Here is a 15,345-nt window from a genome sequence, read left to right as displayed (position 1 = left end):
CTCTTGCCGAACAGACCTTCAGGTATCGCGGTAAAACGTTTATTTGGCGAGATAAACGGAAAAAGTGTTAAAGCGCCCCGTGGTCTGAACGTGTATGGTCGCATTAGCCGTATCTGATGTGGTTTTTGCCCAGCGCCTGGCGCCTTCTCTTAAGGGCAGATGCGGCCTAATCAAAGTGGCGTTGTCACGCCCGAAAACATAAAGATGGGAGTATCCTTTGAAAAACACTGCTGTAGCGGCTGCTGTGATCAGCGCCCTGATGGGCTTGGCGCTGCCGGCCCACGCCGATGTACCTGCCCCTGTTGATAAAGCCTACCCCGGCACCCTGAAACTCCACGTTGATGCCACCGATATCGGCCACCGTATTTTCCAAATCAACGAAACCATCCCGGTCAGCGCCAGTGGCGATTTGACCCTGCTGTACCCGGCCTGGATCCCCGGCAACCACTCTCCTACCGGCCCCATCGACAAGGTGGCGGGTATCGAATTCAGCGCCAACGGCAAAACCCTGACCTGGGAGCGCGACGCCGGTAACGTGTATGCCTTCCATGTGGCGGTGCCCCAGGGCGTGACCGAAGTCAAAGCCAGCTTCAAGTTCCTCTCCCCCCAGAACCCCGATCAGGGCCGGGTGGTGATGACCCCGGAAATGCTGAACCTGCAATGGAACGCCATGGCGCTTTACCCGGCTGGCCATTACACCCGTCAGATCCAGGTTGAGCCGTCGGTCACCCTGCCCAAGGGCTGGCATTACGCCACCGCCCTTGAGAACGAGAGCCACAAGGGCGACAGCTACGCCTTTAAAGCCATCGACTTTGAAAACCTGGTGGACTCGCCGATGTTCGCCGGTGAGCACTATAAGCGCATCGATCTGAACCCCGGTGCCAAGACTCCGGTACACCTGAACGTCTTTGCCGACAACGCCAAAGACTTGGAAGTGAGCCCCGAAGCCCTCAAGGCCCACCGTGAGCTGGTACAACAGATGTACAAGCTGTACGGCGCCCACCACTACAACCACTATGACTTCCTGCTGGCCCTGACCGACAAGCTTGGCGGCATCGGCCTGGAGCACCACCGCTCCAGCGAAAACAGCGCCAAGGAAAACTACTTCACCGAGTGGGACAAATCCTGGCTGGGCCGCGACCTCTTGGCCCACGAATTCAACCACTCCTGGGACGGTAAATATCGCCGCCCCGAAAAGCTGTGGACCCCTACCTACAACCAGGTGAAACGTGACCATGGCCTGTGGGTATACGAAGGCCAGACCCAGTTCTGGGGCTATATCGTGGCCGAGCGCTCCGGCCTTTGGAGCCACGACAACGCCATGGACATGCTGGCCCTGCTGGGCGCCACCTACGACAAAGGCCGCCCCGGCATGCAGTGGCGCAATATCTGGGATACCACCAACGATCCCACCATCGCCCAGCGCGCGCCTCTGGCCTATCGCAACTACCAGATGAGCGAAGACTACTACCAAGGTGGCCAGCTGATTTGGTACGCGGTAGACGCCAAACTGCGTAACCTGAGCGGCAACAAGAAATCCCTGAACGACTTCGCCAAGGCCTTCTTCGGCGTGCACCCCGGCGCCTGGGACATCAACACCTACAGCTTCGAAGACGTGGTTAATACCTTGAACGGTATCGAGAAGTTTGACTGGACCAGCTTCCTCAACGACCGCCTCAAAGGCCACGTGAACCTGTCCAAGTCCCTGAACGACCAAGGCTGGCAGCTGGTGTACAACGACAAGCCGTCAGACGCCGTCAAAGGTATCGAAGGCCGCTACAAGGCTACCGACTTTACCTACTCCCTGGGCTTTATGGTCAGCAAGGAAGGCACCATGCGCGACGTGCTGTGGGACAGCCCGGCCTTTAATGCCGGCCTGGCGCCGAGCATGACTATCGTGGCGGTAAACGGCACCCAGTTCAGTGGCGATGTCCTTAAAGACGCGGTAACCGCCGCCACCAAGGACAAGGCCCCCATCGAGCTGCTGGTCAAAGACTTCGACAAGTACCAGACCATCAAGATTGATTACCACGGTGGCCTCAAGTACCCGCACCTTGAGCGCATCAAGGGCACCAAGGATTACCTGAGCCAGATCCTCAAGCCCCTGTAAGGCCTCGCCTTATGTAAAAGCCCGGCTTAGGCCGGGCTTTTTTGTGCCCCGCGGCCGGCAGGGGATTAGCGATAGGCAAAGTATGTTTTTTAAGCAGGGCCGCTGTTGCGTTCATCTTGGCGCGAAGCTGGCACTATGGCTGTTCATGCCAATATGTTTTCAGGGAGGAAAACCATGATCGCGCTCGTTATGTCAGGCTCGGTGGGTACCCGGGGCAGAAACAATGGCCTCGACGTGTTGATGATCAAATCGCTGCTCAATGCCTACGCTCGGCGCAATAAGTTAACCGAGCTGGCAATGAATGAAACGGTTGATGATGCCTGCCTGACCCTTATCGCCGTCTTTCAAACCAAAGTGGTCAAGATGGCCAAGCCCGACAGCTTGGTCTCGGCCAATGCCGGCACCTTCAAGCAGATGGTCGCCTACCTCAAGGCCGGCTTTAGCGTGGCCGCCATCACCAAGCCCACCGAAGGCGCCCTGACCTGGGACGCTGAAGGCAACGAAGGTGGCTACTACCACAGCCGGGTATTTCACGTGCCCTCGGCCAGCTCCGGGTTAACCATTGGCCGGGGTTACGATATGCGCGATAAAACCACGGCTACTATCGTCAGCGATCTCACCACGGCTGGCATTGATACGGTAAAAGCCAACCTGATTGGCAAGGCCGCCACCAAAAAAGGAAAAACGGCAGAGCAGTTTGTCTATTCCAATGATTTACTGGATTTCGAGATAACCGCGCCCCAGCAATTATCCCTCTTTAAAAAGACCTACCAGTTTATGCTGGACGATGTGAAACGTATCAGCGCCGGGGCATCGCAGGTAAAGCATTACGGTACGGTAGATTGGGACAAAACGCCGCAAACGGTCATCGACCTGCTGGTAGATTTACGCTATCGGGGTGATTACACTCCAGCCACTCGGCGCCTTATCCAAAAGTTTGTTGCGGACGGCGAGTATGTGAAATTCAAGGATGTTATTCAGGACCAAAGCAATTGGTCTGGGGTGCCGGGAGACCGTTTTACCCGCCGCTCCAATTTCGCCGACGCCATTAAAGACAAGGACGGAAAAAAGTAAATGTTACCCTTTTCGCGCGCGCTCTTCTCCTTTGCCTTTGGTGCCAGCCTGGTTGCCGGCTGCCAGGCCAATACCGCCGAGCAAGGCGGCTACGACATGGAAGCCACCAGCACCTTGAACGCCAAGGTGGGCGACAGCACCTTTATCTACCAGCAGTTCGACCCGGAGTTTGATTTCCCCTGCCCGGTGGTCAGCCTGCAAAAAGCCGGCAAGACCCTGGTATCCAAAGAGCTGTGTGTATACCAGGCGCGAGACAACAGCCCTTTTGATCTGCGCAACGATGTCTCTTATAACGCGATCAGCGATGCGGCCATTAACGGCAATACCCTGAGTTACACCCTGGATATCAGCCTGCGCCGCGCCGATGCGTTTTTGCAAAAATGCACTCTTACTTTCACCGCCGACAGCCTGAGTGAACCCAACTGCGTACTGGAAGATTTACCACCGGCCAAGTGATAACCCCCAAGCCCGAGTCTTCGGGCTTTTTTAATGCTGTTGGGAAATGGCGCGTAGCGCGCCGAATGCGATTGATTCTTACGAGAGAGATATGCACTCAATAATTTGAATATCTTTAGTGTACCTACTCTCGCAACTGACTTCTTTGGCTGATGAGTTTGTATAAGTAATATCAGTTTACTTTAAACGCCGAGCCGTACTGAGGATGGATGAATGCCGAAGGTCTCAGCAAAATTTGGTTTCTGGCCAAAAAAAGAGTCCATTTCAATGGATGCTGTTCAAATAGAAACGCTGGATGACGCCTCAAGTAACGTGGAGTCCATACTCTGCTCAGAATGGATGCACAAGGATTGGTTTTATGCCCCGACTGCTGCCAGCTACAACACCGTCAGTGGAGTTACAACGCAACTTCCCTATTCCTTAAGAGTATTTCAGTTACCCTTTACTCATCGCATCACTCATACAACGGATGACAATAAACAGCATCTCGATTTTTTGGTTTGGTGTCTGGGGTTTTTCGAAGGGATACGGCTAACAACATCTGAAGCGGGTTATCTGGATGCAACACCCGTCAAGACGGGAAAGTTGACGGATTTCATTTTAACCAACGGTACCCAACTAAGCGATGCAGTCGAGCTAGCTGAGCGTTACTGGATGGATAATATGGTTGATCTGCGACAGGGCAAGCGGATGATAGGTGTAATCCATTGTCTGTTTCTAGCGCAAAACCCTAAGCATCTATCATTCGAGAGATTTACCTACCTCTATATGGCGCTTGATGCTTGCTTCAAGCTGGCCAGTAAGCGATTTGAACCAACGAAGAGGCTGAGCCATGCCAGTAGGATCGAGTGGACTTGTCAGCAATTTGATATCCCGGTACCTGCCTGGGCCAGGCCAGTCGATCAAAGGTCAGAAGTATCTGTTGCGCGTAATGACACAATCCATGAGGCGCTATTTTTTGAAGAGCCGCTGGGTTTTGCTACCTATGGCGGCAACAACGATACTGGATACTCAAGTTATGTGCTGCTTCAGATGGAGGCGCTGATATGTCGTTTGGTCATTGCGCTGTTGGGTAGGCCTGACGCAGCTTATGTTCGCTCTGAGGTGAAGACTCGGCAGATCCACGGATTAAGCCTGAAATAACGTGCTTATTTGAGTAAAAAAGTTGAATTAGGCGTCCGCTCGGCCGGAATAAATAATGAACCAATTTAGTCGAGCCATAGGGCTCAAGCTGCTTTTGGCCAGTGCCGTTTTTATTGCCCTTGGCTGCCAGGCGCAAGAAAGTGAGGTTGTTAAGCCCAAGCTCGCTTTCGATGTTGAGGTTGGCAAGAGCCGCCTGCACTACCTGCAATACAATGCCGAGCTTTACTATCCTTGCCCCAAGATCAGCCTGACCCGCGGCGATAAGGTGTTGGAGCAGCGGGATCTCTGCACTTATCAGGACCGATTCGGCAACAGTTTCGATATTCGAAACGACATCAGTTTTGTCGAAATAGACGATGCCAAGGTCGAGAATAACAAGCTGGCTTTCACCGTGGATGTCAGCCTGAAGGGAGCTACGGCGTTCTTGCTAAAATGCACCTTGCCGTTTGATGAGAACAAACTGGGCGAGCAGCACTGCACTGTGGAAGATTTGCCAAACTAAAGTGTATTTTGCTACCTGCAAGAGAGGTGGTAATGCTGGTTTCGCACCCCCAAGCCCGAGTCTTCGGGCTTTTTATTTTTAATGGCGCAAACAGTGCGTCCTTTTCTTTTTTCTGGCCAAAATCCTGGCATCGCGGTAGTAAGTAAAGCTAACAGTGGCCTTGGTGGATAACAGGCTGCGCTACCCGGACAGGAATCGATGATGAAAAAGCCCCTGATTGGTCTTGCCCTTGCGGCGCTGTTGAGCGGCTGCGCGACCACCAGCAAACCGGCGGCGCCCGTGGCCAAGGCGGAGCCTTTGACGCCGCTGGTCACCGATTGGGCTGCCCCTGCCGATTATGATGGGATGCGCAAACAGCTGGGATGGAGCGACCAGTACATCGCCCGCTGCGAGCAGGGCAACCCGGTCAAAGCCATGGACGAGGCCATGATGGCCAAGCAATGGCAACAGGCCGCCACCTTGGGGCAAAACTGGTTGCCGCAATGCCCGGTGGATATGCGGGTGCAGTTCTTTACCGCCATCGCCCTGGATAAGCTGGGGCAGGGCGCTCAGTCCAAGGCGCACTTTGCCTGGACCAAAGGGCTGCTGGATTCGGTGATGGCGTCCGGTAACGGTAAAACCCCGGCGACCGCCCTTGAGACCATTTCCGTGGCCGAGGAATACAACACCCTTTACCTGATGCAGTTGCAGCCCAAGGATCAGGCGCTGGTGTCGGGGCCCATCATGTGTGACCGCCTCACCGCCACCTCAGAAGACGGCGAGCAGGTCACCCTGTACTTCAACCCCAAGGCGCATTTTGCCCGGTTGATGAAGATGATAAGCGAAGGTGAAAAGTAAGCTGGCCCTGGCTCAGGCCGCGCCGGTTTGGATCTGGTTGCGGCCGTTTTCCTTGGCAAGGTAGAGGGCGGCGTCGGCCCGTTTCACCACCTCTTCCAAAGGTTCTTTGGGCCCGTTTTGGGCGACCCCGCCACTGAGGGTGATGTAAAAAGCCTGGCCCTTGAAGGTAAAGCGGTGCGCGCTCATGCCGGTGCGGATCCGCTCAGCCAGAGATAGGGCTTGCGTCAAGTCACAGCCATTAAGCAGCACCAGAAACTCCTCCCCGCCCCAGCGGCAGATGGCGTCTGACTCGCGCACATGCTGCTTTATCTCCTGCACCATGTCTTTGAGTACGGTGTCACCGGCCTCATGGCCATATTGGTCGTTCACCTGCTTGAAATGGTCAACGTCCAGCACCAGTACCGACAGCGGCTGGCTTTGCTGGTTGCACTCGTCCAGCATCAGGCGGTGCAGCTCCTGGCCGCTGCGCCTGTTAAGGGCCAGGGTTAACGGGTCTACCGAGGCTTGGGCTGCCAGCTTGCGCTGGTAGCGCCCCTGGGTCGCCAGGCTGATGCCCAGCACCATCAGGGTAATAAGGCCGGCAATGGCCACGTTGATAAGGAAGGTTTTAAACACCGCTTGCAGCGAGGCGGCCTGATGCTCCTCCACCACCAGGTACCAGTCGAATTCCGGCACCAGCCGGGCATTGACATAGGTTTTGTGGCCGCCGCTCTCAAAGTGGTAGCTGCCTGAAGGGGCAGACAACAACTGAGCGGCGATAGTGGCCATTCCCGGCATGGCTTGCAGGCTGTCTTCTCCCTCAAAGCGCTGGCCGCTAAGCACCACCTTACCCTGGCGGTCCACAAAATAAATGCGGCGCTGGTAGCGCTGCTCATAACGTGCGAGCAATTGATGCACCTGTTCTACCGAAAGCCCCACCCCGGTCACGCCGATAAAACGGTGCTGGTAGTCGTAGACCTTGTGGTCGATAAAGATGTCCATCTGCCCCTGTCGCTCTGGGTCCATACCCACAGTGACCAGATAAGGCTTGTTCTCGGGCAGGGCTTTGACCTTTTCGTACCAGTCGTAGCGATGGCTGGTGGCGTCGATGATATGTTCGGCGGCATCAGGCAGGTAGAGGCGGCGGTCGGCGTCTCTGACAAAAAAGGCGATGATGGTGTCAAAGCGCTGGTCTATCTCCGCCAGGTAGCGCTGCATGGGTGTGGCGCTGGGTGTGGCTTGCATGGCCCAGTCGCGCACAAAGGTGTCGTGGGCCATCAGGGTCGCCACAAAGGTGGGCTGCACCAGGTCACGCTGGATCTGCGAGTAGACGTTGTCACTGGTGAGCGGCAGAGAGTTGTGCTCAATCTGCTGGCTAATGGAGCGCTGGGCAACCCGGTAGCTGCTCCAACTCATCAGGAAAAACACCACAAACAGCACCCCGCAGAACAGCCAGAGGGTTTTCACCCTGATATTGGCCAGGGGTTGGTGTCTTTTGAGCATCTGACGCTCCCTATCAAATTGGTAACTGATTGCCCGCAAAGGGAAATCATAGCATTTCCAAGGCATTGATAAGAACGCTTTTACCGGCAGGGTATGTCGATTTATTTTTAATTAAATTATTTGCGGCCGTTTATTAATTAAAAGATATTGTATTTTCTTTTTATCAATTCAATCTCTACCTATAACGGCATTGTTTTATATTCGCCTTTGGCAAAGGTTTTTATATTGAATTTGCCAATGCCTATTTTTACCGGCAAAACCGGCGGAAGATTGCGTTATGCAATGGCCTTGTATAATCTTTTGGCACGTCGCACGGATGCTATACGAAAGACTAACGGATTATGCTATTTCATGAGACACCTCTTAATTACCCCCAAGCCGCTGTCTGCACTGGTTACCCTGGTGCTGGTCTGTATTGCCTTACTTTGGTCAGGAGCGCCTAACGCCATGCTTTTCTTCGGTAAAAAAGCCAGCTATCACCTTTCTCCCGAGATCAACGGCGTGATCACTCTCCACGGCAAACCGGTGGGCCATGTGGAGGTCACCCGCACCCTGGACAGCAACCAGTTCAAGCAGCCCTATGTCGACACCGCCATTACCGACAGCCAGGGTAAATTCAGTTTCCCGGAAAAGGAAATTGAAGACAAAAAGCCCTCCGAAATGACCACGGTGGTGCGTAGCCAAAATCTGGAAGTGGAATACAGCGGTAAAAAATACCTGCTTTGGTTTATGAGTATTCCCACCATTCGGCCGGTTGATGTCGTGAAAGAAAAACTGCATTTCCTGGAATGTGACCTGGACAATGCCGAAGAGTATTTCGATTTTCATGACGCGCAGTTTTCAGCCATGCCTTTTACTGCCGTCTCGATATGCAGATGGAAGGATAACTAACCTGTATCAACGTCAAAGGGATTTGTTATGAGCTTTATTTCACCGAAAGTGGCCTCGCAACTGGCCTTGCTGACTTACTCGGCCGAAAACCGCAGCGCCAATGGCCGCTACAACTTCGCGCCTTCTGCCGATATTCGCCGGATCTTCGATCTGGAATCAGAGGCCCTGACCGGTAAATCCGGTTTTGCCCTGTTCCGTAAAACCCTGGGGTTTTCGCTGGTCGGTAAGGGTAAGGCGGAGTTCGAAGGCGACCACGTTATCGCCATGCGCGGCACCAACATGAAGAATGTGGTGGACGCCCTGACCGACGCCAACTTCGGTATGGCCTCTGCCGACAACGGCTCGGCCGCCCACTTTGGCTTTGTGCGTACCTTCGACTCCATCAAGCCCGGCCTGAAAGCCTACCTCGATGCCAACCCCGGCCGTGGCGCCGTGCACTGCGTAGGCCACAGCCTCGGCGGCGCCTTGGCGACCCTGGCCGCCGATTGGGTAGCCATCAATTATGGCCGGCCCGCTTACCTCTACACCTTCGGTTGCCCAAGGGTAGGGCAGGCTGGCTTTGCCCGCAGCGCCACCGCCAATATCGACCGGATCTACCGCTGCACCCACGGCGCCGACGTGGTGCCCAAGGTGCCGCTGTGGCCCTTCCAGCACATTCCGGCCGGCGGCACCGAGTATCGCCTCGATGGCTCCCAGGGTTTTAGTATGGCCGCCCACTCCATGGGCTACGACGGTTCCCCCGGTTATGTGAATACCGCCAGTAAAGGTGGTTGGGATGAGCTGCACCAGAACTCCGAGCGCTTTATGAATACCCCGGTGCGCCTGGATTTCGACAAGCGGCTTAATGCCTCTTTCACCAGCTACTGGGCCGACAAGATTGGCGCGGCGCTGATCACCCTGCTCAAGGACGCCGGTTACTACGCGGCGGTGGCAGCCCAAATGGCCCTGGCCACCAGCTTTACCGTGTACGACATCCTGGCTCAGACCATCGAGAAAATAGCCCAGGCCGGCACCAAACTGGCCGCCCAGGCCAAGGGGCTTATTGGCCATATGCTGGTTTTTGCTGGCAAAGTGGCAGGCGTGGTTATCAACCTCACCGCCGCCTTTATTCGCGGCGTGTTTGACCTGATGCTAAAAGCCCTGGGCCGCATGGTGCGCAACTCCCTCAAGTTGCTCGACTAAGCCGCTTGAGACGAAAAAGCCCGGCATGGCCGGGCTTTTTTATTGGCTGCAAACCGGGCAGGCAGGGTCGCGGCTTAGCTGCCAGCTGTTCCAGGCGAGCTTTTGACCATCAAAAAGATGAAGCCGGTCTTGAGCTGGCGCCATGCCCAGCAGTTGCTGAATGGCCAGCAGCCCCTGAAAGCTGCCGGCCATGCCCAGTAGTGGCCCGGCCACCCCCAGGCTGTCGCAGTTGCCGGCCCCTTGCTCGGCCTCGCCGTACAGGCAGGCAAGGCAGGGCCCGCCGCGTACCAGTTGCACCCGGTATTGCCAGCGGTTGGCAACGGCGCTCACCAGCGGCAGGCCATGGCTGACACACCAGCGGTTCAATAGCTGCTTGGTAGCGAGGTTATCGGCGCAGTCCAGCACCAGGTCGGCCCCGGCCAAGAGCGGGGCGATGTTCTCCTCCTTTATATAGGAAGGGCACTCCTCCACCTGGCACTGGGGGTCAAGCGCCTCTAGCTGGCGGCGGGCCATTTCGGCCTTGGGCCGGCCGACGTGGCTGCTTTTATAGAGAATTTGCCGGTGCAGGTTACTGAGCTCCACCTTGTCGGCATCAATAAGCCGCAAACGGCCCACCCCGGCGCCTGCCAGGTAAAGGGCCGCCGGGCTACCCAGGCCGCCGAGGCCAACAATGGCCACTGTGCTGGCAGCAAGCTTTGCCTGACCTTCGCTGCCCCAAAGCAGCTGTTGGCGGTGGTGGCGCATGTCAGCCTCCACAGAGCGCGAGCCAGCGGTGAACGTCAGCATCAAGGTAGGCGCTTTCGGTGACCGCTCTGACGACCGCCAGGCTACCTGGCCCCTGCGCCAGCACCGCCTCGGCGTTAGTGAAGTCAATGCCGCCGATGGCGACCGTTGGTGTGTTACCGGCGCGCTGGCAAAAGGCCTTAAGCCGCGCCAGCCCTTGGGGGGCGGTGGGCATGGCCTTGGTGGGGGTGGCAAAGATGGCGCCAAAGGCAATATAGGAAGGCCTTAGCGACAAGGCCCTGGCCTGCTCAAAAAGCCCGTGGCTACTGAGGCCCAGGCGAATACCGCTCAGGCTCAATTGTTCCAGATCGGCTGTCAGCAAATCTTCCTGGCCCAGGTGCACGCCATAAGCGCCATGGTGCAAGGCGGCTTGCCAATGGTCGTTGATAAAGAGCCGGGCTTGATAACCCTGGGCAGCTCTTACTGCCTGGGCCACCTGGCGCTCTGCCTCAGGGGCTTCTCCTTTAAAACGCAGCTGCAGGGTTTTAACGCCCAGATCCAAGAGCCGTTTCAGCCAGTCGCTGCTGGGCACCACCCCATAAAAACCGAGCCGCAACGGGCAGGGCGCAAAGGGCTGACTTGGCGCTTCGCCGCTAAGCACGGGCAAGCGAGCATCGCCCCCTCGCTGCGCCAGCCAGTCATCCAGGCTAACCGGTGCCAGGGGTAAATCCCCCTTGCCGTGCCTTAAGGTCAGCTGCCGCTCGCCAAGGTGCAGCACATCCTGTTCTGGCCCCAGTTGCAGCGCGTCTTTATATAAGAAGGTCATGACTCCTCCTTATGCCAAAAAGGCGTGCCCACCACAGGGGTGCTGGCCTGGGCCAGTTCCCGGGCGCTGATGGGGCCAGCTAGAAAACCAGCCCGCCCCGCCTGCACCGCCTGAGCCATGGCGCCGGCCATGGCGGCGGGCCTGGCCGCCTGGGCCACGGCGGTATTGGCCAGCACCGCATCAAAGCCCAGCTCCATGGCCTGGCAGGCATGGGAGGGTCGGCCGATGCCAGCGTCAATCACCATGGGGATCTTTGGCAGCCGCTGGCGCAGGGTGCGTAGGCTGCTGATGTCATTGAGCCCCTGGCCCGAGCCGATGGGTGCCCCCCATGGCATCAGTACCTGGGCGCCGGCATCCAGTAGCTTTTTGGCCAGCACCAAATCGCTGGTCATATAAGGGAAGATTTGAAAGCCCTCGCGGGTCAGCTCGCGGGTGGCGTCCACCAAGGCGAAGGGGTCCGGTTGCAGGTTGTAGTCGTCGCCGGTGATCTCCAGCTTCAACCAGTGGGTGGCAAAGAGCTCCCTTACCATAAAGGCCAGGTTCACCGCTTCATCCACGCTGCGGCAACCGGCGGTATTGGGCAGCAACGGAATACCTAGCGCCTGCAAAAAGGCCCAGAAATCGCCCCCGCCCTGGCCCTGGCGGCGCAGGCTGCAAGTGACCAACCCGGGCCTGGCGGCCTTGACCGCCTCCAGCAACAGCTGCGGTGAAGGGTAACTGGCGGTGCCAAGCCAAAAGCGGCTGGTCAGTTCCACATCATAAAGGTGCATCAGCCGCCCTCCATGGGAGCCAGCACCTCGATGCGGTCTCCCTCCTTTATATAAAGAGCCGCGTATTGGCCTTTGGGCACAAAGCGGCCGTTCACCGCCACCGCATAGGGCGGCTTGGCCTGGTGATTCTCCAGTAGCCGTTCAAGAGGCTGGGTGCCCGTTACCAGCAGGCGCTTGCCGTTAAGCTCAATGAACATGGCGGCCCCCCAGGCGGGCGGTGATGTCACTGACCGCGCGCTCGGCGAGCACTGGGCCAATCATAAAACCGTGGCGGTAAAGGCCATTGATGCTGAGCCGGTTGCCCTGCCAAGCAAGCTTTGGCTCGTTGTCCGTAAAGGCGGGGCGTAGCCCCACCTGCAAAGACTCGATACGCGCCTCAGCAAAGCCGGGGTGTAGGCTGTGGGCGGCAGACAGCAGCTCCAGGGCCGACTGCACCGACACCGGGCTGTGGTCGCGGCTTTCAATCTCGGTGGCTCCCACCACGTACCGGCCATCAGGGCGCGGCACGATATAAAGAGGGTAACGGGGGTGCAGCAGCCGCACCGGCCGGGTGAGGGTCACCTCCGGGGCATGGAGCCTGGCCACTTCGCCGCGCACGGCGCGAAGGTCGGGCAGCTCGGCGGCGGCGCCGGTGCAATCAACGATGATGGCAGCCTCGCCGCTACCCTGGTTGCTCGAGCCCAGTGCGCCAAGGCGATGCATCAGGGCGCTGTTATCGAGATAACCTTCGCCGCTTAGCCACAGGCCGCGCCCAAAGCGGTCCGCCAGGGCCGGCTCCAAATCCCCCGCCTGGCAAGGCTCGCATTCGGTGCGGCGGCTGAAATCCACCATCAGCCCCTGGTCTTGGGGGTGGCTGACCACCAGGGTGCCGGTAAAGCCGTGCTGAATATCGCCAAGCTCGCTAAGCCAGGCCTGCCACAGGGGCAGGGCGGCGTTGCCCATGGCAAAAATAGCCGGGCTACTGAGCACCGCTTCGGCCTTGGGGGCCAGCATGGCGGCGGCCACCCAGCCGGCGGCGCTGGCCGGGTGAGGATCGGTCCAGGCCACCCTGAGCCCGGCCTTTTTCAGGCGCCAGCACAGCAGGCGCCCCATCAGACCAAAGCCGTGGATCTGCACATCAGTCCTGGTTGACATAAATTTGCGCCCCTTGCTCTTTAAAGCGCTGCGCCTGGGCCTTGAGGCCGTCGCGGTTGGCCGACAGCTCCTGGCTCAGTTTCATGGAGCAGAACTTGGGCCCGCACATGGAACAGAAATGGGCCACCTTGCCAGCCGGGCTGGGAATGGTTTCGTCGTGGTACTCCCGGGCCCGCACCGGGTCCAACCCCAGGTTGAACTGGTCTTCCCAGCGAAATTCAAAGCGGGCGCGAGAAAGGGCGTTGTCCCAGGCTTGGGCTGCCGGGTGGCCTTTGGCCAAGTCTGCGGCGTGGGCGGCAATGCGGTAGGCGATAAGCCCTTCTTTAACATCGTCCTTGTTGGGCAGGCCCAGGTGTTCCTTGGGGGTCACGTAGCAAAGCATGGCGCAGCCAAACCAGCCGATCAGCGCCGCGCCAATGCCGGAGGTGATGTGGTCATAGCCGGGGGCAATGTCGGTGGTGAGCGGCCCTAAGGTGTAGAAGGGGGCGCCGTGGCAATGCTTGAGCTGCTCGTCCATGTTTTCCTTGATGAGCTGCATCGGCACATGGCCGGGGCCTTCAATCATCACCTGAACGTCGTATTCCCAGGCGATCTTAGTCAGCTCACCCAGGGTGCGCAGCTCGGCGAACTGGGCTTCGTCATTGGCATCGGCTATGGAGCCGGGGCGCAGGCCGTCGCCCAAAGACAGCGACACGTCATAGGCGGCGCAGATCTCGCAGATCTCTCGAAAATGCTGGTAAAGGAAACTCTCCTGATGATGGGCCAGGCACCACTTGGCCATGATGGCGCCGCCACGGGAGACAATGCCGGTCACCCTGTCCACGGTCAGCGGCACAAAGGCCAGCCGCACCCCGGCGTGAATGGTGAAGTAGTCCACCCCTTGTTCGGCCTGCTCGATCAGGGTGTCGCGGAACAGCTCCCAGGTCAGGTCCTCGGCAATACCTTTGGTTTTCTCCAGCGCCTGGTAGATGGGCACAGTACCGATGGGCACCGGCGAGTTACGCACTATCCACTCGCGGATATGGTGGATGTTGCGGCCGGTAGACAAGTCCATCACCGTGTCGGCGCCCCAGCGGGTGGCCCAAATGAGCTTCTCCACTTCCTCGTCGACGCCGCTCGATACAGACGAGTTGCCGATGTTGGCGTTCACCTTCACCCGGAAGTTGCGGCCAATGATCATTGGCTCGGCTTCCGGATGGTTGATGTTGGCAGGGATGATGGCCCGGCCCTCGGCCACTTCCCGGCGCACAAACTCGGGGGTAATGGCGTTCGGAATAGTGGCACCGAAATCCTGGCCCCGGTGGCGCTGCTCGGTTCTGGCTTGTTCCAGCCCGATATTCTCGCGGATGGCGATGTATTCCATCTCGGGGGTAATGATACCGGCCTGGGCATAGTGCAGCTGGGTTACCCGCTTGCCGGCTTTGGCTCTTCGTAGCGGCCGGCGGCTTGCAAAGCGCGGCATGGTGGCGGTCTCTTCGGCCATCTGCCGGGCAAAGTCGGAACTCACCCCTGCCAAAGGCTCGGTGTCACCCCGTTCGGTTATCCAGCTTTCGCGAAGCGGCGCCAGGCCAACGCGAATATCCACCGGCGTGTCGGTAAAGGGACCCGAGCTGTCGTAGAGATTCACCAGTACCTGGCCGCCGCCGTCGCTGGCCAGCACCTGGCGCACCGGCACCTGAATGTCGGCGCGGCTACCGCACAGGTAGGCTTTACGGGAACCCGGCAAAGGCTGAGTAAGGTCTGGGCTCAGTTGGCCCTGGATGAAAGATGATGATGTAGACATGGCTAACCTCGTTTTCAAAATGCAAAAACGTTGCTGGCCGATGTGCACGGTGAGAGAGGTGCAGCCAAGCTACACCCCATCCGGGAGACGGTTTCAGATTGTGTGTCTCACTTGTTCCCTTCGCAGGTATTACCCTGATCAGGTTCCACGGATCCCACGTCTAGCGTGATCTCAGCCCTAAGGCACTCCGACAAGAACGATTTTTAGCCTAAATCGAAATCATCTGTCCTGTAAAGGGCCCGTTTCTGTGGATAAGTTGTGCTTAAACGGTGTGTGAGTTGTGTGAAAGCCGGTATTCGATTTTTTTCGCAAAAACCCCTTGCAGCCTGCGTTTAGGTCCCTATAATGCCGCCTCGTCGCCAAGGGAAAGCGCGGTGAAGGACTTGAAAGCAGAGCTTAAAAAGGCCTTGACCGATAAAGATAAGTGAGTAG

Annotated in this window: 14 protein-coding genes, 1 pseudogene and 1 riboswitch; of the genes and pseudogenes, 8 read left to right on the top strand and 7 right to left on the bottom strand. The window is 57.7% G+C overall.

All coding sequences use genetic code 11. The features are described from left to right. The first annotated feature begins 217 nt into the window (after positions 1–217). From EDC28_RS19085 to EDC28_RS19060, 6 genes are all read left to right on the top strand, one after another. On the top strand, positions 218–2,110 hold the full coding sequence (locus EDC28_RS19085) for a M61 family metallopeptidase (RefSeq protein ID WP_050660179.1): 1,893 nt from the start codon (positions 218–220) through the stop codon (positions 2,108–2,110). A gap of 174 nt (positions 2,111–2,284) precedes the next feature. Then, on the top strand, positions 2,285–3,184 hold the full coding sequence (locus EDC28_RS19080) for a lysozyme family protein (RefSeq protein ID WP_050660180.1): 900 nt from the start codon (positions 2,285–2,287) through the stop codon (positions 3,182–3,184). Beyond that, entirely contained in the window at positions 3,185–3,640 is a 456-nt protein-coding gene (locus EDC28_RS19075; RefSeq protein WP_123422680.1) for a hypothetical protein, read from the top strand. Between the two features lie 213 nt (positions 3,641–3,853). Then, positions 3,854–4,783, top strand: a complete 930-nt coding sequence (locus EDC28_RS19070; RefSeq protein ID WP_123422679.1) for a hypothetical protein — start codon at positions 3,854–3,856, stop codon at positions 4,781–4,783. Between the two features lie 55 nt (positions 4,784–4,838). Continuing rightward, complete coding sequence (locus EDC28_RS19065) at positions 4,839–5,285, top strand: hypothetical protein (protein WP_123422678.1); 447 nt, start codon at positions 4,839–4,841, stop codon at positions 5,283–5,285. A 201-nt stretch (positions 5,286–5,486) separates the two neighbouring features. Then, complete coding sequence (locus EDC28_RS19060) at positions 5,487–6,122, top strand: DUF4919 domain-containing protein (RefSeq protein ID WP_050660182.1); 636 nt, start codon at positions 5,487–5,489, stop codon at positions 6,120–6,122. Between the two features lie 12 nt (positions 6,123–6,134). Here the strand turns inward: EDC28_RS19060 and EDC28_RS19055 are convergent, their stop codons facing one another. Beyond that, a complete protein-coding gene (locus EDC28_RS19055; protein ID WP_170164180.1) occupies positions 6,135–7,604 on the bottom strand; it encodes a sensor domain-containing diguanylate cyclase in 1,470 nt (489 codons plus the stop codon). 351 nt (positions 7,605–7,955) lie between these two features. Here EDC28_RS19055 and EDC28_RS19050 point away from each other — a divergent pair, with 351 nt between their 5' ends. Together EDC28_RS19050 and EDC28_RS19045 are read left to right on the top strand one after the other, a co-directional pair. Beyond that, a complete protein-coding gene (locus EDC28_RS19050; RefSeq protein ID WP_148049881.1) occupies positions 7,956–8,495 on the top strand; it encodes a DUF6795 domain-containing protein in 540 nt (179 codons plus the stop codon). A gap of 27 nt (positions 8,496–8,522) precedes the next feature. Continuing rightward, entirely contained in the window at positions 8,523–9,677 is a 1,155-nt protein-coding gene (locus EDC28_RS19045) for a lipase family protein (protein ID WP_123422675.1), read from the top strand. A gap of 39 nt (positions 9,678–9,716) precedes the next feature. Here the strand turns inward: EDC28_RS19045 and EDC28_RS19040 are convergent, their stop codons facing one another. The 6 genes and pseudogenes from EDC28_RS19040 to thiC all read right to left on the bottom strand — a co-directional run. Continuing rightward, positions 9,717–10,421, bottom strand: coding sequence for a HesA/MoeB/ThiF family protein (locus tag EDC28_RS19040; RefSeq protein ID WP_170164179.1), 705 nt, complete (start codon positions 10,419–10,421; stop codon positions 9,717–9,719). Between the two features lies 1 nt (position 10,422). Then, the gene (gene thiE / locus EDC28_RS19035; protein ID WP_336391567.1) at positions 10,423–11,061 is read right to left on the bottom strand and encodes a thiamine phosphate synthase; all 639 of its coding nucleotides are present in this window, start codon (positions 11,059–11,061) and stop codon (positions 10,423–10,425) included. A 161-nt stretch (positions 11,062–11,222) separates the two neighbouring features. Beyond that, positions 11,223–11,996: a thiazole synthase gene (locus EDC28_RS19030; protein WP_123422672.1), complete on the bottom strand. Its 774-nt coding sequence runs from the start codon at positions 11,994–11,996 to the stop codon at positions 11,223–11,225. Next, positions 11,996–12,193: a sulfur carrier protein ThiS gene (gene thiS, locus EDC28_RS19025; protein WP_123422671.1), complete on the bottom strand. Its 198-nt coding sequence runs from the start codon at positions 12,191–12,193 to the stop codon at positions 11,996–11,998. The genes EDC28_RS19030 and thiS overlap by 1 nt, the downstream gene beginning before the upstream one ends. Next, positions 12,183–13,130 carry an FAD-dependent oxidoreductase gene (locus EDC28_RS19020; protein ID WP_123422670.1) on the bottom strand — a complete coding sequence of 316 codons (948 nt, stop codon included), beginning with the start codon at positions 13,128–13,130 and terminating at the stop codon, positions 12,183–12,185. Before EDC28_RS19020 ends, thiS begins: the two co-directional genes overlap by 11 nt. Beyond that, positions 13,114–14,853: pseudogene (gene thiC, locus EDC28_RS19015) on the bottom strand (phosphomethylpyrimidine synthase ThiC); the annotation flags it as partial. The gene EDC28_RS19020 and the pseudogene thiC, both read right to left, overlap by 17 nt. A gap of 158 nt (positions 14,854–15,011) precedes the next feature. Further along, a riboswitch (TPP riboswitch) is annotated at positions 15,012–15,113 on the bottom strand. Positions 15,114–15,345: the final 232 nt, after the last annotated feature.

Origin of the sequence: Gallaecimonas pentaromativorans, assembly GCF_003751625.1 — a bacterium.
Classification (GTDB): Bacteria; Pseudomonadota; Gammaproteobacteria; order Enterobacterales; family Gallaecimonadaceae; genus Gallaecimonas; species Gallaecimonas pentaromativorans.
This window is presented reverse-complemented; position numbering and strand designations above follow the sequence as displayed.